Source organism: Streptomyces sp. bgisy100 (assembly GCF_057709105.1).
In genome coordinates this window covers 38,697-58,727 of the sequence record NZ_JBYITE010000036.1, presented here as the reverse complement: position 1 = coordinate 58,727, position 20,031 = coordinate 38,697, and the positions used below count along the sequence as shown (strand labels likewise).

At 74.2% G+C, this 20,031-nt stretch carries 21 protein-coding genes; 13 read left to right on the top strand and 8 right to left on the bottom strand.

The features are described from left to right. The first annotated feature begins 5 nt into the window (after nt 1-5). From rimO to AC3EQ1_RS22445, 6 genes are all read left to right on the top strand, one after another. Complete coding sequence (gene rimO / locus AC3EQ1_RS22470; protein ID WP_351504893.1) at nt 6-1,481, top strand: 30S ribosomal protein S12 methylthiotransferase RimO; 1,476 nt, start codon at nt 6-8, stop codon at nt 1,479-1,481. Next, nucleotides 1,478-2,152, top strand: coding sequence for a CDP-diacylglycerol--glycerol-3-phosphate 3-phosphatidyltransferase (gene pgsA / locus AC3EQ1_RS22465; protein ID WP_432096141.1), 675 nt, complete (start codon nt 1,478-1,480; stop codon nt 2,150-2,152). Before rimO ends, pgsA begins: the two co-directional genes overlap by 4 nt. Then, on the top strand, nt 2,149-2,664 hold the full coding sequence (locus AC3EQ1_RS22460) for a CinA family protein (RefSeq protein ID WP_432096140.1): 516 nt from the start codon (nt 2,149-2,151) through the stop codon (nt 2,662-2,664). Before pgsA ends, AC3EQ1_RS22460 begins: the two co-directional genes overlap by 4 nt. Before the next feature lie 109 nt (nt 2,665-2,773). Further along, the gene (locus AC3EQ1_RS22455) at nt 2,774-3,154 is read left to right on the top strand and encodes a helix-turn-helix domain-containing protein (RefSeq protein WP_351504898.1); all 381 of its coding nucleotides are present in this window, start codon (nt 2,774-2,776) and stop codon (nt 3,152-3,154) included. A gap of 203 nt (nt 3,155-3,357) precedes the next feature. After that, nucleotides 3,358-3,828: a Dps family protein gene (locus tag AC3EQ1_RS22450; protein ID WP_432096139.1), complete on the top strand. Its 471-nt coding sequence runs from the start codon at nt 3,358-3,360 to the stop codon at nt 3,826-3,828. Nucleotides 3,829-3,925: 97 nt separating this feature from the next. Continuing rightward, nucleotides 3,926-4,294: a hypothetical protein gene (locus AC3EQ1_RS22445; RefSeq protein ID WP_432096138.1), complete on the top strand. Its 369-nt coding sequence runs from the start codon at nt 3,926-3,928 to the stop codon at nt 4,292-4,294. Here AC3EQ1_RS22445 and AC3EQ1_RS22440 read toward each other — a convergent pair. From AC3EQ1_RS22440 to AC3EQ1_RS22430, 3 genes are all read right to left on the bottom strand, one after another. Then, the gene (locus AC3EQ1_RS22440; protein ID WP_432096137.1) at nt 4,242-5,018 is read right to left on the bottom strand and encodes an SDR family NAD(P)-dependent oxidoreductase; all 777 of its coding nucleotides are present in this window, start codon (nt 5,016-5,018) and stop codon (nt 4,242-4,244) included. The two genes, AC3EQ1_RS22445 and AC3EQ1_RS22440, sit on opposite strands and share 53 nt — an antisense overlap. Before the next feature lie 155 nt (nt 5,019-5,173). Next, nucleotides 5,174-5,977 carry an Fpg/Nei family DNA glycosylase gene (locus tag AC3EQ1_RS22435; RefSeq protein WP_432096136.1) on the bottom strand — a complete coding sequence of 268 codons (804 nt, stop codon included), beginning with the start codon at nt 5,975-5,977 and terminating at the stop codon, nt 5,174-5,176. Between the two features lie 269 nt (nt 5,978-6,246). Then, nucleotides 6,247-10,965, bottom strand: coding sequence for an ATP-dependent helicase (locus tag AC3EQ1_RS22430; protein WP_432096135.1), 4,719 nt, complete (start codon nt 10,963-10,965; stop codon nt 6,247-6,249). A gap of 148 nt (nt 10,966-11,113) precedes the next feature. On the opposite strand from AC3EQ1_RS22430, the gene AC3EQ1_RS22425 reads away from it, so the two are divergent. Genes AC3EQ1_RS22425 through AC3EQ1_RS22415 form a run of 3 tightly spaced genes read left to right on the top strand, consistent with a single transcriptional unit; the run spans nt 11,114 to nt 13,138 of the window. Further along, nucleotides 11,114-12,028: a helix-turn-helix transcriptional regulator gene (locus AC3EQ1_RS22425; RefSeq protein WP_432096134.1), complete on the top strand. Its 915-nt coding sequence runs from the start codon at nt 11,114-11,116 to the stop codon at nt 12,026-12,028. Between the two features lie 10 nt (nt 12,029-12,038). Beyond that, the gene (locus tag AC3EQ1_RS22420) at nt 12,039-12,833 is read left to right on the top strand and encodes an AzlC family ABC transporter permease (RefSeq protein WP_432096133.1); all 795 of its coding nucleotides are present in this window, start codon (nt 12,039-12,041) and stop codon (nt 12,831-12,833) included. Then, nucleotides 12,830-13,138: an AzlD domain-containing protein gene (locus AC3EQ1_RS22415; RefSeq protein WP_432096132.1), complete on the top strand. Its 309-nt coding sequence runs from the start codon at nt 12,830-12,832 to the stop codon at nt 13,136-13,138. Before AC3EQ1_RS22420 ends, AC3EQ1_RS22415 begins: the two co-directional genes overlap by 4 nt. Nucleotides 13,139-13,291: 153 nt before the next feature. Here AC3EQ1_RS22415 and AC3EQ1_RS22410 read toward each other — a convergent pair whose 3' ends face one another. Further along, a complete protein-coding gene (locus tag AC3EQ1_RS22410; RefSeq protein ID WP_432096131.1) occupies nt 13,292-14,233 on the bottom strand; it encodes a hypothetical protein in 942 nt (313 codons plus the stop codon). Nucleotides 14,234-14,311: 78 nt separating this feature from the next. Here AC3EQ1_RS22410 and AC3EQ1_RS22405 point away from each other — a divergent pair, with 78 nt between their 5' ends. The 4 genes from AC3EQ1_RS22405 (at nt 14,312) to recX (ending at nt 17,994) form a co-directional block, all read left to right on the top strand. After that, nucleotides 14,312-14,506: a DUF3046 domain-containing protein gene (locus AC3EQ1_RS22405; RefSeq protein WP_432096130.1), complete on the top strand. Its 195-nt coding sequence runs from the start codon at nt 14,312-14,314 to the stop codon at nt 14,504-14,506. A 384-nt stretch (nt 14,507-14,890) separates the two neighbouring features. Then, nucleotides 14,891-16,009 carry an AI-2E family transporter gene (locus AC3EQ1_RS22400; RefSeq protein ID WP_432096146.1) on the top strand — a complete coding sequence of 373 codons (1,119 nt, stop codon included), beginning with the start codon at nt 14,891-14,893 and terminating at the stop codon, nt 16,007-16,009. Nucleotides 16,010-16,260: 251 nt separating this feature from the next. Beyond that, entirely contained in the window at nt 16,261-17,385 is a 1,125-nt protein-coding gene (recA, locus tag AC3EQ1_RS22395) for a recombinase RecA (RefSeq protein WP_432096129.1), read from the top strand. Nucleotides 17,386-17,388: 3 nt separating this feature from the next. Continuing rightward, entirely contained in the window at nt 17,389-17,994 is a 606-nt protein-coding gene (gene recX / locus AC3EQ1_RS22390) for a recombination regulator RecX (RefSeq protein WP_432096128.1), read from the top strand. A gap of 370 nt (nt 17,995-18,364) precedes the next feature. On the opposite strand, the gene AC3EQ1_RS22385 is transcribed toward recX, so the two are convergent. From AC3EQ1_RS22385 to AC3EQ1_RS22370, 4 genes are all read right to left on the bottom strand, one after another. Next, entirely contained in the window at nt 18,365-18,799 is a 435-nt protein-coding gene (locus AC3EQ1_RS22385; protein WP_432096127.1) for a rhodanese-like domain-containing protein, read from the bottom strand. Continuing rightward, nucleotides 18,796-19,467 carry a cupin domain-containing protein gene (locus tag AC3EQ1_RS22380; RefSeq protein ID WP_432096126.1) on the bottom strand — a complete coding sequence of 224 codons (672 nt, stop codon included), beginning with the start codon at nt 19,465-19,467 and terminating at the stop codon, nt 18,796-18,798. The genes AC3EQ1_RS22385 and AC3EQ1_RS22380 overlap by 4 nt, the downstream gene beginning before the upstream one ends. A gap of 60 nt (nt 19,468-19,527) precedes the next feature. Then, entirely contained in the window at nt 19,528-19,614 is an 87-nt protein-coding gene (locus tag AC3EQ1_RS22375; protein WP_388856942.1) for a putative leader peptide, read from the bottom strand. Between the two features lie 208 nt (nt 19,615-19,822). Then, complete coding sequence (locus tag AC3EQ1_RS22370) at nt 19,823-19,981, bottom strand: hypothetical protein (protein WP_432096125.1); 159 nt, start codon at nt 19,979-19,981, stop codon at nt 19,823-19,825. Nucleotides 19,982-20,031 lie beyond the last annotated feature (50 nt).

The following is a 20,031-nucleotide window of genomic DNA, read 5'->3' as shown; positions in this document are numbered from 1 at the left end:
AGCTCATGCCCGAACGCCGCACCGTCGCTCTCGTCACCCTTGGCTGCGCCCGTAACGAGGTGGATTCCGAGGAGCTCGCAGGCCGTCTGGCGGCGGACGGGTGGGAGCTCGTCCAGGAAGCCGCCGAGGCGGACGTCGCCGTCGTCAACACCTGTGGCTTCGTCGAGGCCGCCAAAAAGGACTCCGTCGACGCCCTGCTCGAAGCCAACGACCTCAAGGACCACGGCCGCACCCAGGCCGTCGTCGCCGTCGGCTGCATGGCCGAGCGCTACGGCAAGGATCTGGCGGAGGCGCTGCCCGAGGCCGACGGCGTGCTCGGCTTCGACGACTACACCGACATCTCGGACCGCCTGCAGACGATCCTCTCCGGGGGCGTGCACGCCTCCCACACGCCGCGCGACCGGCGCAAGCTGCTGCCCATCAGCCCCGCCGAGCGCCAGGACGCCACCGTGGCGCTGCCGGGCCACGGCGACATCGCCCCCGCCCCGGAGGACCTTCCGGAAGGGCTCGCGCCCGCCTCGGGGCCGCGGGCGCCGCTGCGCCGCCGGCTCGACACCAGCCCCGTCGCCTCGGTGAAGCTGGCCTCCGGCTGCGACCGCCGCTGCTCCTTCTGCGCCATCCCGGCGTTCCGTGGCTCCTTCATCTCCCGCCGCCCGTCCGATGTGCTGAACGAGACCCGGTGGCTGGCGGCTGAGGGCGTCAAGGAGGTCATGCTGGTTTCCGAGAACAACACCTCGTACGGCAAGGACCTGGGGGACATCCGCCTGCTGGAGTCGCTGCTGCCGGAGCTGGCGGAGGTCGACGGGATCGAGCGGATCCGGGTCAGCTACCTCCAGCCGGCCGAGATGCGGCCCGGTCTGATCGACGTCCTGACGTCGACGCCGAAGGTCGCGCCGTACTTCGACCTGTCCTTCCAGCACTCCGCGCCGGGCGTGCTGCGGGCGATGCGCCGCTTCGGCGACACCGACCGCTTCCTGGGGCTGCTGGAGGAGATCCGGTCCAAGGCGCCGCAGGCCGGTGCCCGCTCGAACTTCATCGTCGGCTTCCCCGGCGAGACCGAGGCCGACCTGGCCGAGCTGGAGCGCTTCCTGACCGGGGCCCGGCTGGACGCCATCGGCGTCTTCGGCTACTCCGACGAAGAGGGCACCGAGGCGCTGACCTACGACAACAAGCTCGACGAGGACGTCATCGCCGAGCGGCTGGCCCACATCTCCCGGCTCGCCGAGGAGCTCACCGCCCAGCGCGCCGAGGAGCGCCTCGGGGAGACCGTCGAGGTGCTGGTGGAGACGGTCGACGAGGCCGACGGCGCGATCGGGCGGGCGGCGCACCAGGCGCCGGAGACGGACGGCCAGGTCGTCCTCACCGACTCCCGGGGTCTTGCGCCGGGCCGTATCGTCGAAGCAAAGGTGGTGGCGACCGAAGGTGTGGACCTGGTCGCCGAGCCGCTGACCGGGTGTCCTGACGAGGAGGCCGCCGCATGAGCGGAGTCCCCGCGTCCGCAGCGAGCGGTTCCGGCCGCGCGCCGATGCGGGGCGGCTCGGTGGGTGCGCCGGCGGCCCCGCAGGCCGGGCTGTGGAACATCGCCAACATCCTCACCATGGCCCGCCTGCTCCTGGTGCCGGGGTTCGTGCTGCTACTGCTGCACAACGGCGGATACGACCCGGCCTGGCGCTCCTTCGCCTGGGCGGCCTTCGCCATCGCCATGATCACCGACCTGTTCGACGGCCATCTGGCCCGGCAGTACAACCTGGTCACGGACTTCGGGAAGATCGCCGACCCGATCGCCGACAAGGCGATCATGGGCGCGGCGCTGATCTGTCTCTCCGCCCTGGACGACCTCCCCTGGTGGGTCACGGGCGTCATCCTGTTCCGGGAGATCGGCATCACGCTGATGCGGTTCTGGGTGATCCGGCACGGCGTCATCCCGGCCAGCCGCGGCGGAAAGCTGAAGACGCTCGCCCAGGGCACCGCGGTGGGGATGTACGTCCTGGCGCTGACCGGACCGCTCGCCACCCTCCGCTTCTGGGTCATGGCCGTGGCGGTGGTGCTGACCGTGGCGACCGGCCTGGACTACATACGGCAGGCCGTGGTGCTGCGCCGGGCGGGCCTGACCGCGGAACGCGAGCGTACGGCCGCGGGCACGGCGCGATGACCCCTGGCGCGGCCGCCACGGTGCTCGGGCTGCTGGCGGCGCGCGGCGAGTCCCTGGCCGTGGCGGAATCCCTGACCGGAGGCCTGATCGCGGCGGAGCTGACCTCCGTCCCCGGTGCCTCACGGGTCTTCCGGGGCTCGGTGACCGCCTATGCGAGCGAGGTCAAGCGGACGGTGCTGGGGGTGGACGGCGCTCTGCTGGCCGAACGCGGTGCCGTCGACGCCGAGGTCGCCCGGCAGATGGCGGCAGGCGTGCGGCGGCTGCTGGGCGCAGACTGGGGAGTGTCGACCACCGGGGTCGCCGGTCCGGATCCCCAGGACGGCAAGCCGGTGGGCACGGTGCATGTGGCCGTGGCGGGCCCCGGAGGCACCACGAGCGGTCTGCGGCTGGGACTCGACGGGGACCGGGCGGGTATCCGCTCGGAGAGCGTTCGGGCGGCGCTGGAACGGCTGCTGGGCGAACTGATCGAAAATGAGCGGACACAGGATACGGAACAGAACGGGGGGAGTTGATGTTTGCAGCCCTGAGTGAACACGTCATCGCTCCCCGCACGGCCGCCGCCCGAGGCGGTACGGTGGTGCGAGAAGGATCCGCATCCGAGGCCCGAGGAGGGAGCCAGCGATGATTCTGCTCCGTCGCCTGCTGGGTGACGTGCTGCGTCGGCAGCGCCAGCGCCAGGGGCGGACCCTGCGCGAAGTCTCCTCGTCGGCACGGGTCTCCCTCGGCTACCTCTCGGAGGTGGAGCGGGGGCAGAAAGAGGCTTCCTCCGAACTGCTCTCCGCGATCTGTGACGCGCTGGACGTGCGGATGTCCGAGGTCATGCGCGAGGTGAGCGACGAACTGTCGCTGGCCGAGCTGGCGCAGTCCGCCACGGTCGGCGAGACGGTGCCGGCGATGCGCCCGATGCTCAACTCGGTCTCGGTCACCTCCGTGACGGGCGTTCCCGAGGAGCGCGTGACGATCAAGGCCCCTGCGGAGGCCGTCGACGTCGTGGCTGCCTGACGAGCCGCACACCCCTTTCCCTGTCCCTCTGAGCCCCGGCCGGTCCTCCCGGCCGGGGCTCAGTGCGTTGTTTCCGGGTAGGCGCCCTGATGTGCGGGTGCCGCAACCGTGCGGCTCCTGTAGTGAGAATTCCGGAATGCTCCGTCTCGACCGGGTATGCGATGGTTGAGAGGAACGTCACAGAACACAGCAGGAGGAACGGAATGACTGTCGTCAAGAGCCCGCTCTCCGAACAGGACCTCAAGATCGTCGGCGACGCTCTTCAGGGCGGGCTGGTGGACCTGGTGGACCTCTCGCTGGTCGCCAAGCAGGTGCACTGGAACGTGGTGGGCCCGCGCTTCCGCTCCGTCCACCTCCAGCTCGACGAGGTCGTCGCCACCGCCCGGCAGCATGCCGACACCGTGGCCGAGCGCGCCGCGGCCCTGGGCGTCTCCCCGGACGGGCGTTCCGACACGGTGGCCAAGAGCAGCGGCATCTCCACGATCGCCGACGGCTGGATCAAGGACGTGGAAGCGGTACGGACGCTGGTCGCGGCCCTGGGCGCGGTGATCACCCGGATGCGGGAACGCGTCGAGTCCACCGAGAAGCCCGACCCGGTGAGCCAGGACATCTTCATCGGGCTGACGGCCGACCTGGAGAAGCACTACTGGATGTTCCAGGCGGAGAACGCCTGACACGGGAACGGGAGCACGGGAGCGGAGCCTTCTCCGCCCCGTGCCCCGTCGTGAGGGAGCGATTCCGCCGACGGTGCGTCGGCCGGAGGAGGCAGCGATGCTGGTGCGCGATGTGGAGGGCGGTCATCCGGCCCGAATAGCCGACCGGGGGGTGACGGCGGCGCGGCCCGGCCGGGCGGAGCGCCGCGGCCCGTGGCGAATACCCGTGGCCCGGGCCATGGGGGTGGCCGCCGCGGTCCTGCTGGCCGCGGTGTGGTGCTGGGCGACGCTGCGTCTGGTGACCCGGCCGGCCGAGGCGGGCCCGGTCGAGATGGCGGTCACCGCGGGGGGCTGGGGGTTGAGCCTGCTGCCTGTCCACTGCGTGCCCAAGGCGGCCGCCGGGGCAGGGCCGGCGGCGGGGGCGGTGCGGAAGGTCACCAGGGCATGGCGACACCGCCGTTGGGGCGCAGGATCTGGCCTGTCGTGAACGACGCGGCGTCCGAGGCGAGGTACAGCACGCTGTGTGCGACGTCCTCGGGTTCGCCGACCCGGCCCAGGGGTGCCGCTCGGCCCATGGCCTGCTCGGTGCCGTGCTGTGCGCCGGGGGTGCGGCGGGCGGTCATGGGGGTGCGGATCCAGCCGGGGGCGACGGCGTTGACCCGGATGCCGTGGCGGCCGACCTCGGTGGCGAGGGTCCGGGTGAGCTGGACGACGGCGGCCTTGGCGGCGCCGTAGCAGAGCAGGCCGGGGGCGCCGGTGTCGACGGCGCCGGAGGCCATCGTGACGATGCTGCCGCCGGCCCCTCCCGCGATCATTGCCCGGGCCGCTTCCTGGCAGCTGTACAGCACCCCTTTGAAGTTGACGGCCAGCACCCGCTCCAGGTCGGCGTCGTCGGTCTCCAGGACCGGGCTGCTGTGCATGATTCCGGCGACGGCGGCCAGGATGTCGAGCCGCCCGTCCGCCCGGACGGCTGCCGCGACGGTCTCCCGCACCTGCTCGCGGTCGGTCACGTCGAGGGGGTGGGCGTGGGCCGCGCCGCCGTCCGCGGTGATGCGCTCGGCGGTGGCGCGGGCGCCCGGACCGTCGAGGTCGGCGCAGTGCACGGAAGTGCCCGCCTGGGCGAGAAGGGCCGCGGTGGCGCGGCCGATGCCGCTCGCCGCGCCCGTGACGAGAGCGGTGCGGCCGGTGAGCTCGTACACCCCGATGCCCATGGTGTGACGGTACGAGCAGATCTGACGGTGCGTCAATTGGTGTGCGCTCGGTCCGGCGTCGGTGCGGTTCCCGGCATGAGCCGCAGCCGGCCTCTCCCCACGCCGGTCATGGCCCCGTCCGTCGGCCGGTCGGTGGCCCCGGCCGTCCGGTTGGTTCAGCCGCTCCGCGGGGAGGGCCCGGACTGGCAGGAAGGGCACCAGTAGGTGATGCGCTCCTGGCCCGCGGGGCCCTGGTCGGCGGTGAGCACGGTGGTGCCGCAGCGCCGGCAGGGCCGGCCCGCCCGGCCGTGGACCCACAGCCGGTGGTCGCGCCGGGGGTCGGCGGTGGTGACCCGGGCAGTGCGGTTCCGGTTGGCCTCCAGCAGGCGTTGCGCCAGGGCGACCAGCCGGTCCGGGGCACGGGTCTCGCCGACCGGGAGCCACGGGGTGGCGCCCGCCATGAAGCACAGTTCGGACTTGTAGACATTGCCGATGCCGGCCAGGTTGCGCTGGTCGAGCAGGGCCTCGCCGAGCGGGCGGGACGGGTCGGCGAGCAGCCGCCGCAGCGCCAGGGCGGCATCCCAGTCGGGGCCGAGCGGATCCGGGCCCAGGTGGCCCACCACGCTGTCCTCGTCGGCCGTCCGCAGCAGGTCGAGCACGGGGAGCCGGTAGCCGACCGCGGTGTGTTCCGCGGTGCTCAGAACGGCGCGGATCTGATGGTCGGGGCCGCCCCGCCAGCGCTCGCCCGGGGTGTAGACGTGCCAGGCACCCTCCATGCGCAGATGGGAGTGGAGGGTCAGCCCGCCCTCGACGCGGGCGAGCAGGTGTTTGCCGCGCGCCACCACCTCGTGCACCGCACGTCCCGACAGGTCGGCGGTGGCCAGCCGGGGCACCCGGAGGTCGGAGCGGACGAGGCGTGCGCCGGCCAGGGCCTCGTCCAGCCGCCGGGCCGTCCGCCAGACGCTGTCTCCTTCGGGCATGCAGCCATGATGCCGCGCTCGGGGGCGACCGGTGGAGCCTCGGTGGGGCGACCGGGGCGCTGGGTGCCCGCTGGACGCACGGCGTCGGCCGACGATCCTCGGGTGCCGGGTGCCGGGTGCCGGGTGCCGGGTGCCGGGTGCCGGGTGCCGGGTGCCGGGTGCCGGGTGCCGGGTGCCGGGCGTTGGGTGCTGGTCGGCTGGTCGGCTGGTCGGCTGGTCGGCTGGTCGGCTGGTCGGTGGGTGCGCCGGCGGGCCGGTGGGCGGCTCTCTCAAGCACCCCGCAGGCGCAGCCCCCGCGGGGTGGGGTGGAAGCCGGCGGCCTCCAGGGCCCGCCCGACGGGGGACGAGAGTGCCGGGGCTCCGTTGGCCCGCTCCACCGTGACCGTGCCCAGCGCGCCGTCCCGGGCCGCCTGAGCGAGTGCCTCGGCGGCTGCCTGCAGACGGGTGTCGCCGCGGGGGTCCTCCGCGTCGGGCCCCGGCCAGGCGAGCAGTGTCCTGCCGCCGCGCTCGACGTAGAGCACCGGATCGCCGTCGACCAGCACCACCAGGGCGCCCGCCTTGCGCCCCGGTTTGTGGCCGGCGCCGGTGGGCGGTTCGGGCCAGGGCAGGGCGGCTCCGTAGGCGTTCGCGGGGTCGGCCGCGGCGAGGACCACCGCCCGGCCCCGGCCCCCGGGGCGGCCGGAACCGCCGTGGCCGGCCGGGCGGGGATACGCGCCGAGGTCCTCCGCGCCCTCGCGGTCCCGGGCCGTACCCACGGCGCGGAGCCGGTCCACCGCTCCGTCCATGGCGAACTGCGCGGCGCCGAGGCCCTCCACCACATAGCCGCGGCGCGCCTGGCCGGTCTCCTCGAAGGCGGACAGCACGCGGTACGCGGCGGCGAATCCGCCCTCCACGCCCTCGGCCGCGACCGCGCCGCGGGTCACGACGCCATGCCGGTCCAGGAGCGTACGGGCCAGGGCATGGGCCCGGTGAGTGCCCTCGCTCTCCCGCGGGGGCAGCAGCGACCAGCGGCCGGCCACCGTCGGCGGACCGGCCCGGGACGCGGTGGGCCGGGGCGTCCGGCCGGTGAGCGAGCCGTACCGGCCGCGCGGGACGGCGCGCTTCGCGCGGTGCGCGGTGGCACCCGCGGTCCGGCCCGAACCCAGCAGGGAGCGCAGCGGCGCGAGGGTGTCATTGGTGAGCAGACCTGCCCAGGCCAGCTCCCACACGGCGTCCGCCAGCTGCGGATCGGTGCATTCCGGATGGGCCGCCCGGACCTGGTCGGCGATCTGGCGGAAGAACAGCCCGTACCCACCGGCCAGGGCGTCGAGCACCGCCCGGTGGACGGGACCGGCCTCCAGGGGATGCGGTGGTGGCAACAGCAGGGGTGCCGCGTCGGCCAGGTAGAGCGACACCCAGCCGTCCTTGCCGGGCAGGGCCCCGGCGCCGGCCCAGACGACCTCGCCCGCGGCGGTCAGCTCGTCGAGCATGGTCGGGCCGTAGCCCGCGACCCGGGAGGGGAGCACCAGCTTCTCCAGCGCGGACGCCGGCACGGGGGCGCCCTGCAACTGCTCGACCGCCCGCACCAGGCCGTCGATCCCCCGCAGGCTGTGGGTGCCGACGTGCTGCCACTGCGGCAGGAAGGAGGCGAGCACCGGCGGTGCCACCGGCTCCAGCTCCTCCCGGAGCGCGGCCAGGGACCGCCGCCGCAGCCGCCGCAGGACCGCGCTGTCGCACCACTCCTGGCCGATCCCGGCGGGGTGGAACTCGCCCTGGACCACCCGGCCCGCCGCGGCCAGCCGGTGCAGGGCGCCCTCGGTGACGGCCGGTCCGAGGCCGAACCGCTCCGCTGCCGCCGCCGACGTGAACGGACCGTGGGTGCGGGCGTACCGGGCGAGGAGATCGCCCAGCGGATCCTTGACCGGTTCGGTGAAGGCCTCCGGCACGCCCACCGGCAGGGCGGTGCCCAGCGCGTCCCGCAGCCGGCCGGCGTCCTCGACGGCGGCCCAGTGGCCGGCGCCCGCGATCCGCACCCGGATCGCCCGGCGGGCGTCCGCCAGCTCCTGTGCCCAGGGCGGTTCGGCGCCGCGCTCGGCCAGCTCGGCGTCGGTCAGCGGCCCGAGCAGCCGCAGCACGTCGGCGACGCCCTCGACGTCCTTGACCCGGCGGTCCTCGGTGCGCCACTGCAGCTCCCGCTCCAGCTCGGCCAGCACCTCGGCGTCGAGCAGCTCGCGCAGCTCCGCCTGGCCCAGCAGCTCGGCGAGCAGCCGGGAGTCCAGGGAGAGCGCGGCGGCCCGCCGCTCCGCCAGCGGGGAGTCGCCCTCGTAGAGGTACTGGGCGACATAGCCGAAGAGCAGCGACCGGGCGAAGGGGGACGGCTCCGGGGTGGTGACCTCGACGAGCCGCACGCGCCGCGCCTCGATGTCCCCCATCAGCTCGGTGAGGCCCGGAACGTCGAAGACGTCCTGGAGGCACTCGCGGACGGCCTCCAGAACGATCGGGAACGAGCCGAACTCGGACGCCACCTGGAGCAGCTGCGCGGCGCGCTGGCGCTGCTGCCACAGCGGGGTGCGCTTGCCGGGATTGCGGCGCGGCAGCAGCAGGGCCCGGGCCGCGCACTCCCGGAAGCGGGAGGCGAACAGCGCCGAGCTGCCGACCTGGTCGGTCACCAGCTGCTCCACCTCGCCCTTGTCGAAGGCGACGTCCGCGGCGCCGACCGGGGACTGCCCGTCGTCGTACTCCCGGCCGGACCGCGACGGCTCCGGCTCCATGTCGAGCAGGTCCAGGCCCATGAGGTCCGCGTCGGGCAGCCGCAGCACGATGCCGTCGTCGGCGTGCATCACCTGGGCGTCCATGCCGTGGCGCTCGGAGAGCCGGGCGGCCAGTGCCAGCGCCCACGGGGCGTGGACCTGCGCGCCGAAGGGGGAGTGGACGACGACCCGCCAGTCGCCCAGCTCGTCCCGGAAGCGCTCCACCACGATCGTCCGGTCGTCCGGGACGTGCCCGCACGCCTGGCGCTGCTCGGCGAGGTAGGCCAGGACGTTGTCGGCCGCCCAGGCGTCCAGGCCCGCCGCGAGCAGCCGCAGCCGCGCGTCCTCCTCGGCGAGGGCGCCCACCTCGCGGAGGAACGCGCCCAGCGCACGGCCCAGTTCCAGCGGGCGGCCCAGCTGGTCGCCCTTCCAGAACGGCAGCCGCCCCGGCACCCCCGGCGCGGGCGAGACCAGCACCCGGTCGCGGGTGATGTCCTCGATCCGCCAGGTGGTGGTGCCCAGGGTGAAGACATCGCCGACGCGCGACTCGTAGACCATCTCCTCGTCGAGCTCGCCGACCCGGCCGCCGCCCTTCTTCGGGTCGGCGCCGGCCAGGAACACGCCGAACAGACCGCGGTCCGGGATCGTGCCGCCGGAGGTCACCGCCAGCCGCTGCGCCCCCGGACGGCCGGTGACCGTCCCCGCCACCCGGTCCCACACCAGGCGCGGGCGCAGCTCGGCGAAGGCGTCCGACGGATAGCGGCCCGCGAGCATGTCGAGCACGGCGGTGTAGGCGGACTCGGGCAGCGACGCGAACGGCGCGGCCCGGCGGACCACCGCCAGCAGCTCGTCCACGTCCCAGCTGTCCAGGGACGTCATCGCGACGATCTGCTGGGCCAGGACGTCCAGAGGATTGGCCGGGACGCGCAGCGCCTCGATGGCGCCGCTGCGCATCCGCTCGGTGACCACGGCCGCCTGCACCAGGTCACCGCGGTACTTGGGGAAGACCACCCCGGTGGACACCGCCCCCACCTGGTGCCCGGCCCGGCCCACCCGCTGGAGGCCGGAGGCGACCGAGGGCGGGGACTCGACCTGCACGACCAGGTCCACGGCCCCCATGTCGATGCCCAGCTCCAGGCTGGACGTGGCGACCACGGCGGGCAGCCGGCCCGCCTTCAGATCCTCCTCGACCAGGGAGCGCTGCTCCTTGGAGACCGATCCGTGGTGCGCCCGGGCGAGCACCGGTGGTGCGCCGTTGGCCGCGCCGGAGCCGCCCATCAGCTCGGCGGGGGAGTGGGCCTCGGGCAGGGGCTCGCCCGTGGCGCGCTCGTACGCGATCTCGTTCAGCCGGTTGCACAGCCGCTCGGCCAGGCGCCGGGAGTTGGCGAAGACGATGGTGGACCGGTGGGCCTCCACCAGGTCCGCGATCCGCTCCTCCACCTGCGGCCAGACGGACGGCTTCTCGCCCTGCCCGCCGCCTTCCGCGCCGGTGGCCGGGGGGCCGCCCAGCTCCCCCAGATCCTCCACGGGCACGACCACGGAGAGGTCGAACTCCTTGCCGGACGGCGGCTGCACGATCTTCGCCCGGCGCTGCGGCGACAGGAAGCGGGCCACCTCGTCCACCGGCCGCACGGTGGCCGACAGGCCGATCCGCCGGGCGGGCCGCTCCAGCAGCTCGTCCAGCCGCTCCAGGGAGAGGGCCAGATGAGCGCCGCGCTTGGTGCCCGCCACGGCGTGCACCTCGTCCACGATGACCGTCTCCACCCCGGCCAGCGCTTCCCGCGCCGACGAGGTCAGCATCAGGAACAGCGACTCGGGTGTGGTGATCAGGATGTCCGGCGGCCGAGTGGCGATCGCCCGGCGCTCGGCCGCCGGGGTGTCGCCCGAGCGGATCGCGACCCGCACCTCGGGCTCCGGCAGCCCCAGCCGCAGCGCCTCGTGCCGGATGCCGGTCAGGGGGCTGCGGAGGTTGCGCTCGACGTCCACCGCGAGGGCCTTGAGCGGCGACACATAGAGAACCCGGCAGCGCTTCTTCGGGTCGGCGGGCGGCGGGCCGGCGGCCAGCCCGTCGAGGGCGGAGAGGAACGCGGCGAGCGTCTTGCCCGAGCCGGTCGGTGCCACCACCAGCACGTCCGAACCCTCGTCGATGGCCTGCCAGGCGCCCGCCTGCGCGGGGGTGGGCGCGCTGAACGCCCCGGCGAACCAGGCACGGGTCGCGGGGGAGAAGGTGTCGAGGGCCGAGGCCGGGTCGTTCGGCATGTTCCCCATCGTGCACCCGGGTACTGACAACGGGGCGGGGACGCATGCGGGGGCGGCCCGGGGGCGGTGTCCCGGGCGCTGCGGCGCCGGGTACCCGGCCGCCGTTCCCCGCCCTTCGGAACAGTCTCCGAGCAGGCACAATGGCCCCATGGGGAGCCAGGAGAACGCACGCTACTGGCAGCACCCCGGGCTGCCCGGCGTCGACCTGCTCAGCGCACACTACGTCCGTCACACCTTCGCCCGGCACGCCCACGACGGCTTCGTGGTCGCCACCGTCACCGGCGGGGTGGAGGGCGTGGGGCTGCCCCGGGGCGCCGAGCGCGTCGGGGCCGGAGGGGTGATCCTGATCAACCCGGACGTTCCGCACACCGCGTACCCGGGGGAGAGCGGGGGCTGGACCTACCGGGTGCTGTACCCGTCCGTCGACGTGGTCGCGGGGGTGGCGGCCGACGTCGCCCCGCTGCGGGGCACCCCGTCGTTCAGCGAGACGGTGCTCGACGAGCCGGTGGCCGGACACCTCATCGCCGAGGTCCACCGCGCCGCCGAGCAGAACAACGCGCTGGCCGCGGACACCCTGCTGCGGCAGGCCGTCGCCCGGCTCCTCCAGCGCTGCGGGACCGCCGCCGGGGCCGGGCCCGGGCGGGACGGTCCGGGGGCGGCCGCCGCCGCGTACGCCCGGGAGCTGCTCCTCGAGCGGATGGCCGAGCCGCCGACGCTGGAGGTGCTGGCGGCGGAGGCCGGCGTCGGACCGTTCGCCCTGCTCCGGGCCTTCCGCAGGGCGTACGGGATGCCACCGCACGCCTGGCTCACGGACGCCCGGGTGCGCCGGGCGCGCACGCTGCTGGACACCGGCACGGCGCCCGCCGAGGCCGCAGCCGTGGTGGGCTTCACCGACCAGCCCCATCTGAACCGGCACTTCAGCCGGATCGTCGGCGTCCCGCCGGGGGCGTACCAGCGGGAGCGCGGCGCCGCGGCACACGGCGCTCCGCCCGTCGCGGACCGGCGCGGACGTGCCGTGCGGGGCGCAAGAACGTACAAGACCGGGCCCGGAGCCGCCCCCTAGCGTGACGGGCGTGACAGAACGCATACCGACCCCCGATCCACAGCCGGAGACCCGGCCCGACGCGGCGGTGGTCCGGGACGCACTGGGCGTCGGCGTCGCCGTGGGGCTCTCCGGCTTCGCGTTCGGCGTCACCTCCGCGGGCGCCGGGCTGACCCTCCTGCAGACCTGTGCGCTGAGCCTCCTCGTCTTCACCGGCGCCTCGCAGTTCGCGCTGGTGGGCGCGCTGGCAGCGGGCGGCAACCCGGTCACCGCCGCGGCCGGGGCGTTCTTCCTCGGCGTCCGCAACGCCTTCTACGGGCTGCGGCTCTCCCAGCTGCTCCGGGTGCCCCGGGCGGTGCGGCCGGCGGCCGCGCACTGGGTGATCGACGAGACCTCCGTGGTGGCGCTGGCCCAGCCGGACCGCCGGAGTGCCCGCATCGGGTTCACCGTCACCGGCCTCACGCTGTACGTGCTGTGGAATCTGACCACGCTGCTCGGGGCGCTCGGCGCCGCGGCCCTCGGCGACCCCGCCGCCTGGGGACTGGACGCGGCGGGTCCCGCGGTCTTCCTCGCGCTGCTGGCACCCATGCTGCGCGGCACCGCGGAGCGCGCGGTGGCCGGTGCGGCCGTGGTGATCGCGCTCGTCTGCCACCCGCTGCTCCCGGCGGGCGTCCCGGTGCTGATGGCGGCGCTCGCCGCACCCGTCGTGCTGGCCGTGCGGGGACGCCGGGCGCCGGGCGGTGCGGACGGTGACACCGCGGAGGGGACTGACGGGGACGGCGCGGCGGAGACGGAGTCCCGCCGGGAGAGCGAGGAGGCCCGATGAGTGTCTGGATCGCCATCGGCCTCACCGCCGTCGGCTGCTACCTGGTCAAACTGCTGGGCCTGTCGGTCCCCGCGGGCGTGCTGGAACGCCCCCGGGTCAAACAGCTCGCGGCCCTGCTGCCGGTCGCGCTCCTCTCCGCGCTGATCGCGATCCAGACGTTCGGCGGCGACGGCCGCACGCTCGTCCTGGACGCCCGCGCGGCAGGGCTTGCGGCGGCGGCGCTGGCGCTGGTGCTGCGCGCCCCCTTCCTGCTGGTCGTCGCCGTCGCGGTGCTGGTCACGGCGGGGGTGCGGGCGATCGCCTGACAGCGGTTCCCGGTTCCGGTTCCCGGTTCCGGCGGACGGGACCGGCACACCGGTCGGACGGGACCTGCACCTCGGAGGGGGGCCTGCCGTGCCGGTGCACCACGACGCGCTCCCCGCCGGGGCCGGCGCGCTCCAGGCCCTGCACGCCCCGGCTCACGCGAGGGGGCGGCCGAAGGCGCGGAGCGTCAGCAGCGCGTCCAGGGTCACCATCGGCCGCCCCTCCAGCGCGGTGCCCGGTGCCCACGCGCGCCACCGGATCGGCCAGCCCCCGTCGTCCTGCTGCGTGTCCGCGAGGTGGTCCAGCGAGCGCTCCATCTCGGCGTCGGTGAACCAGCGCCGGGCCAGGGAGCCCGGGTCCCGCGCGTAGTCGTGGGCGTAGTGGTACTCCTCCGGCCCATAGCCCTCCGGCAGCGGGTAGGCGCCGGACCGGTCCGGCTCCAGGACCGCGAGCCCCTGCTCCCGCACCAGCCGCCCCAGCCGTTCCGCCGCCGCGGCCGCGCGGGACCGGTCCGGGGCGCCGTCGAGGAACGCCACCGCCGCCATGACCTCGTACGGATGGGTCCGCTCCAGGGTCTCCACCGCCGACCAGCAGAAGTCGGTGGCCCGGAACAGCCACGCGTGCCACACCTCGTTCCGGTGGAGCAGCCCCACCACCGGCCCGGTCGTGAGCAGATCGCTCGGCGGGTCGTCCACCACCGGGATCCAGGGCGCCGCCGGATGGCCGCGCAGCGACGGGTGGACCGCGGGGAGCGCCCCGTCGTCGTTGGAGATCTCCGTCAGGTACTGGCACAGCCGCTCCGTCCGGCGGCCGTGGCAGCGGCCGACGCCGTCGAGGATCCGCAGGGCGAGCGCGGCGTGCAGCGGCTGGCCGACCGGCCCGCGCAGATCGGGTTCGAGGGCGTAGCCGTAGCCCCCGTCGGCCGTGCCGTAGGCGGCCAGCGCCGCCTCCACGGCGTCCGCGGCGCGGGACCGGTCCTCCTCCCCGAAGCTTCCGGACGGGAAGTGGTACGCGAATCTGCGCTGCTCGAGGACGCGGGCGGTGAGCCAGACGAACTGCTCGGCGCGGGCGAGAGGAGTTGCTCCGGTGCGGGCCATGCACCGACGGTAGGGCGGAATGCGCACCCGGTCGGCGGCAAGTGCGGTGCTGCACCCCCAGGGCGGGATACTGGGGTCATGCGGTTGACGGTCTTCTGGCAGCGGATGGCGGAGCACTTCGGTGAGGCGTACGCGGACTCGTTCGCGCGCGATCACGTGATGTCCGAGTTGGGCGGCCGGACCGTGCAGGAGGCACTGGCCGCGGGGTGGAGCGCGAAGGACGTCTGGCGCGGGGTGTGCGCCGCCATGGAGGTGCCCCCGGAGAGGCACTGAGGGGCGCGGCGCGGGGCGAAGCGCCGGTCGGTACCGAGGTACGGGTCCACGGGCCGCCGGCGGAGCCGCGGATCCTTGCCCCGGTCGGTACCGATGCCGCGGACCCGTACCGGAGCCCGGCCGGTCACCGGAGCCTCGCCTTCCCCGGCGGCCCGGCGTGGGCCGGACCCACGGGCACCACCGAGATCGTCGTCGAGGCGCGCAGCGGCCCGGTGCGGGCGTCGGCGGCTCCCGGCCGGGCACGGGGCCCGGGCGGTGCGGGGTGCGGAAGTGCAGGGTGACGCAGCCCCGCGCGGCGCGGTAGGACAGACTGACCGGGTGGCAGCAGATGAACCCGCTGAGGACGACGGCCGATCCCGACCGCAGCCGGCGCGCGGCGAACGCATGCCCCGCTGGCTGCCCCGGGCCATGGTGCTGGCACTGGCGCTCTTCGCCGCGTTCCAGCTGGCGAGCTGGGCCTTCCACCAGCTGATCGGGCTCCTGGTCAACATCCTGATCGCCTTCTTCGTGGCGCTCGCCGTCGAGCCCGCCGTGGACCGGATGGCCGGCCGCGGGATGCGCCGCGGCCTCGCCACCGCGCTGGTCTTCCTCGGGGTGGTGACCTTCTTCGCCGGGTTCTTCGTGCTGCTCGGCTCGATGCTCGCCGGCCAGATCGTCGATCTGGTGGAGAACTTCCCGAGCTATGTGGACTCGGTGATCCGCTGGATCAACGACACCTTCCACACGAGCCTGTCCCGGGTGGACATCCAGGCCAGTCTGCTCAGGTCCGACTGGCTGAAGCGCTACGTCCAGAACAGCGCCTCCGGGGTGCTGGACGTCTCCGCGACCGTCCTCGGCGGGCTCTTCCAGGCCCTCACCGTGCTGCTGTTCTCCTTCTACCTCGCCGCCGACGGGCCGCGGCTGCGCCGGGCCGTGTGCTCGGTGCTGCCCCCGGCACGGCAGGCGGAGGTGCTGCGGGCCTGGGAGATCGCGGTCGTCAAGACCGGTGGATATCTCTACTCCCGCGGGCTGATGGCGCTGATCTCCGGGTTCGCCCACTACGCCCTGCTGGAGGTGCTCGGGGTGCCGTACGCCCCCGCGCTGGGGCTGTGGGTCGGCGTGATCTCCCAGTTCATCCCCACCATCGGCACCTACCTGGCCGGGGCGCTGCCGGTGCTCCTCGCCTTCACCGTCAACCCCTGGTACGCCGTGTGGGTCCTCGGATTCGTGGTGGTCTACCAGCAGTTCGAGAACTATCTGCTGCAGCCGCGCATCACCGCCAGGACCGTGGACATGCACCCGGCCGTCGCCTTCGGCTCGGTGGTCGCGGGCACCGCGCTGCTGGGTGCGGTGGGCGCGCTGATCGCGATTCCGGCGACGGCGACCCTGCAGGCGTTCCTCGGGGCCTATGTGCGGCGGTACGACGTCACCGACGACCACCGGGTGGACGGCCGGCGGCCGCGCCGGGGCCTGGGCACGCCGCTCGCGGTCCGGTTCTGGCGGTGGCTGCGCCGGGGCCGCTGAGCCCTTCCGGACGGGGGCGCACGGGGGCCGGATCCGGGCGCGCGGGCGGCCGTGCACCCCGTCGGCCTCGCCGCAGCGGGCCCTTCATGACGCGCAGGCGTGGGCGCTTGACACCGAAATCGAACATCCATTCATATGGGGGTGCCGGCTCTGGTTGTCCACAGGCCGGACGACGCCCGGGCGCATTGTCAGTGGCAGGCGTTAGCGTCGTGGACGTGAAGCGATCGACTCAAGCAAACCGGGTGGAACCCATGGCAGGAACCGACCGCGAGAAGGCGCTCGACGCCGCGCTCGCACAGATTGAACGGCAATTCGGCAAGGGTGCTGTCATGCGCCTCGGTGACCGGCCGAACGACCCCATCGAGGTCATTCCCACCGGGTCGACCGCTCTTGACGTCGCCCTCGGTGTCGGCGGACTGCCGCGGGGCCGCGTGGTCGAGGTCTACGGGCCGGAGTCCTCCGGCAAGACGACTCTCACGCTGCACGCGGTGGCCAACGCGCAGAAGGCGGGCGGCACCGTCGCCTTCGTCGACGCGGAGCACGCCCTCGACCCCGAGTACGCCAAGGCGCTCGGTGTCGACACGGACAACCTCATCCTCTCCCAGCCGGACACCGGGGAGCAGGCGCTGGAGATCGTGGACATGCTGGTCCGGTCCGGCGCCCTCGACCTCATCGTCATCGACTCCGTGGCGGCCCTGGTGCCCCGTGCGGAGATCGAGGGCGAGATGGGCGACTCCCACGTCGGCCTCCAGGCCCGGCTGATGAGCCAGGCGCTGCGCAAGATCACCAGCGCGCTGAACCAGTCCCGGACCACCGCGATCTTCATCAACCAGCTCCGCGAGAAGATCGGCGTGATGTTCGGCTCCCCGGAGACGACGACCGGTGGCCGGGCGCTGAAGTTCTACGCCTCGGTGCGCATCGACATCCGCCGGATCGAGACCCTGAAGGACGGCACCGACGCGGTCGGCAACCGCACCCGTTGCAAGGTCGTCAAGAACAAGGTCGCACCGCCCTTCAAGCAGGCGGAGTTCGACATCCTCTACGGCGAGGGGATCAGCCGTGAGGGCGGTCTGATCGACATGGGCGTCGAGCACGGCTTCATCCGCAAGTCCGGTGCCTGGTACACCTATGAGGGTGATCAGCTGGGGCAGGGCAAGGAGAACGCCCGCAAGTTCCTCAAGGACAACCCCGACCTCGGCAATGAGATCGAGAAGAAGATCAAGGAGAAGCTCGGCATCGGTGTGAAGCCGCAGTCGGACACCGCGCCGGGCGCGGACGCCGCGGTGGCGGCAGCGGAGCCGGTCGCCGCGTCGAAGGCGGCACCCGCCGCGGCCAAGGCCGCCAAGACGACCAAGGCCACCGCGGCCAAGAGCTAGTTCATGACGCGACGAACCGACTGGGGGGACGCCGACGACGGCGGCGAGGTCCGCCCCGACGACGGCGCGCCCGGCTCGTCGAGGGCCGAGCGGGGGGCGCCGCGCGACCCCGGTGAGCAGGCGCGGGCCATCTGCCTGCGACTGCTCACCGGGACTCCGCGCACCCGCAAGCAGCTCGCGGACGCACTGGCCAAGCGCGGCATTCCGGACGAGGTCGCGGACGAGGTGCTGTCCCGCTTCGAGGACGTCGGGCTGATCAATGACGCCGCCTTCGCGGACGCCTGGGTCGAGTCCCGCCACCACGGACGGGGCCTCGCCCGCCGCGCCCTCGCCCGCGAACTCCGCACCAAGGGCGTCGACCCGGCACTGATCGACGGGGCGGTCGGGCAGCTTCATCCGGAGCAGGAGGAGGAGACCGCCCGCGACCTGGTGCAGCGCAAACTGCGGGCGACCCGGGGCCTCGACCGGGAGAAGCGGATCCGCCGCCTCGCCGGGATGCTGGCCCGCAAGGGGTACTCCGAGGGCCTGGCGCTCCGTGTCGTCCGGCAGGCACTGGAGGAGGAGGGCGAGGACCCGGAGCTCCTGGAGTACCAACTCCCGGAGGGCTGACCGGCGTCCTCCCGGAGGACTGGTCGGCGTCGGCGTTCTCAGCCGTGTGCTGTCCGGAGGTCGGGGCTCTCAGCCGTGCGCTGTGCGGAGGTCGGGGCTCTCAGCCGTGCGCTGTGCCCTGTGCGTGGCCGGAGTGCGGGGTGGGCGTTCGCCCGGCGGGGCGGTGGGGGACCGTCCCGGGGCAGTGGCGGGGGCCGGGGTCACGTACGGGCGAGAGGCGGCCCGGCGCGACCGGCGCCTTGCGTGATCGTCGCAGCTCGGCCGCTTCACTTTCCGCTCGCCCACCCTGCGCTGCCGGTCACCGGCCTGCGCTGCTGCGACCCGTCGCCGCCGCCGTGTTCGGTCACGGCCCACGGGCCGCGGCTCCGGGTCAGTGCCCGACGGCGGGCGGGGTGGGCCGCGGAGGAACCGATGGCTGCTCCACCGGCAGGCCGGCCGCCCGCCAGGCCTGGAAACCGCCGGTCAGGTCGGTGGCGCGGTGAAGGCCCAACTGCCGCAGCGAGACAGCGGCGAGGCTGGAGGCGTAACCCTCGTTGCAGATCACGACCACGAGGAGGTCGTGACCGGTCGCCTCGGCCACACGGTGACTGCCGAGGGGGTCGAGCCGCCACTCCAGCTCGTTGCGTTCGACGATCAGCGCGCCCGGGATGACGCCGTCCCGCTCACGCAGCGCGGCGTAGCGGATGTCGACCAGAACGGCCCCGGCCGCCGCGGCTTCCGCCGCCTGCTCCGGCTCCAGCCGGTCCAGTTGCTCACGGGCCGCGGTCAGCACTCCGTCGATCCCGTGGTGCGGTGCCCCGCTCATGTCCACTCCTCGGGCTGCTCGACCTGCTCCAGACGCAACAGCGGTCCCGTACGGCTGTAGCGGCGCATCAGCGGCAGCGGCGGGTAGTACGCGTGCACCGACACGGCGTGCTCCTCCCTCTCCAGATTCAGCACCTGGTGGACGTGGTGCGCGCCGAAAGCGCGTCCCTGTCCGGCGGACAGACGGCGTTCCCGGTCGACGCCGTCCGCCAGTTCGAGCGTCTGCCAGCCCTCGGTGGGCAGGTGCACGGCAAGGGACTGCTCGGTCAGCCGGCCGTCCGCGGTGGCGAACGCACCCCGCGAGCCGCCGTGGTCGTGCCAGCCGGTGCCGGTCCCCGGAGGCCAGCCGATCAGCCAGGCTTCGCTGCCACCCGGCCCGTCGAGCCGCATCCAGGTGCGGCCTTCCGGGTCGAGGGGGAGGGTGGCGACGAGTTCGGCGTCGGAGGCGGTGCGGCGCACGAAGTCGAGCAGCTCGGAAGCCGTGGGCCCGCCCGGTGTGGTGGATCCGGCGGTGGAATCCGCGGTGGTTCCGGATGTGGCCGGGGTGCCCGCCGGGGCGGTGGGGCGGTGTGTCGAGAAGGTGGCTGCCGGAGCGTCGTGGGCGGCGGGCGCGGTGACGACAGAGGCGGTTGCGCGGGCAGTGAGTTCGCCGAAGGCGCTGGAAGACACAGGTCCGTCCTGGATGATCGCGAAGGAGCGCGGCAGACCGCGCGGAGGAAGGAATGCGGATCAAACGGACGGACGACACACGCAGCCTGCATAGCGGAGCAGGTCCACATGGACCCTCCGCCAGAAGCACAGCCGGGTGTCAGTCACATCAAGGAGTGAAGCATGGGCCGGTTTCTCCGGTCAATCGCGGTACCGCGGGGCGCCGGGGGTGTCGGGGGCGCCGGTGGCGCGGAGGCGCGGAGGCGCGAGAGGTGGGGGCGGGGCGCCGAGGGCACAGCACCCCTGGGTAAGGAGCGGCCCCGCGGACAGGGGGTGGCGATGGCCGGCGTCGGCGCGCTCCGTGCTCAATCCGCGCTCAGGGGACGGTGCGCAAGGGGATGGCGTTCTTCGACTCCTGGCTCACCGACGCCCGGCCCACCGAAGCCCTGCCCACCGGCCCGTCGGCGCCCGCCCGCCGGTCGAGGCACACCGCCGCGTACGCGCTGCCCGGCGGGGGCCCGCGCACCTGGGCCATGACACGCGCACCGGGACAGCCCGGGGCCTGATCCGGGCACACCCGGGGCG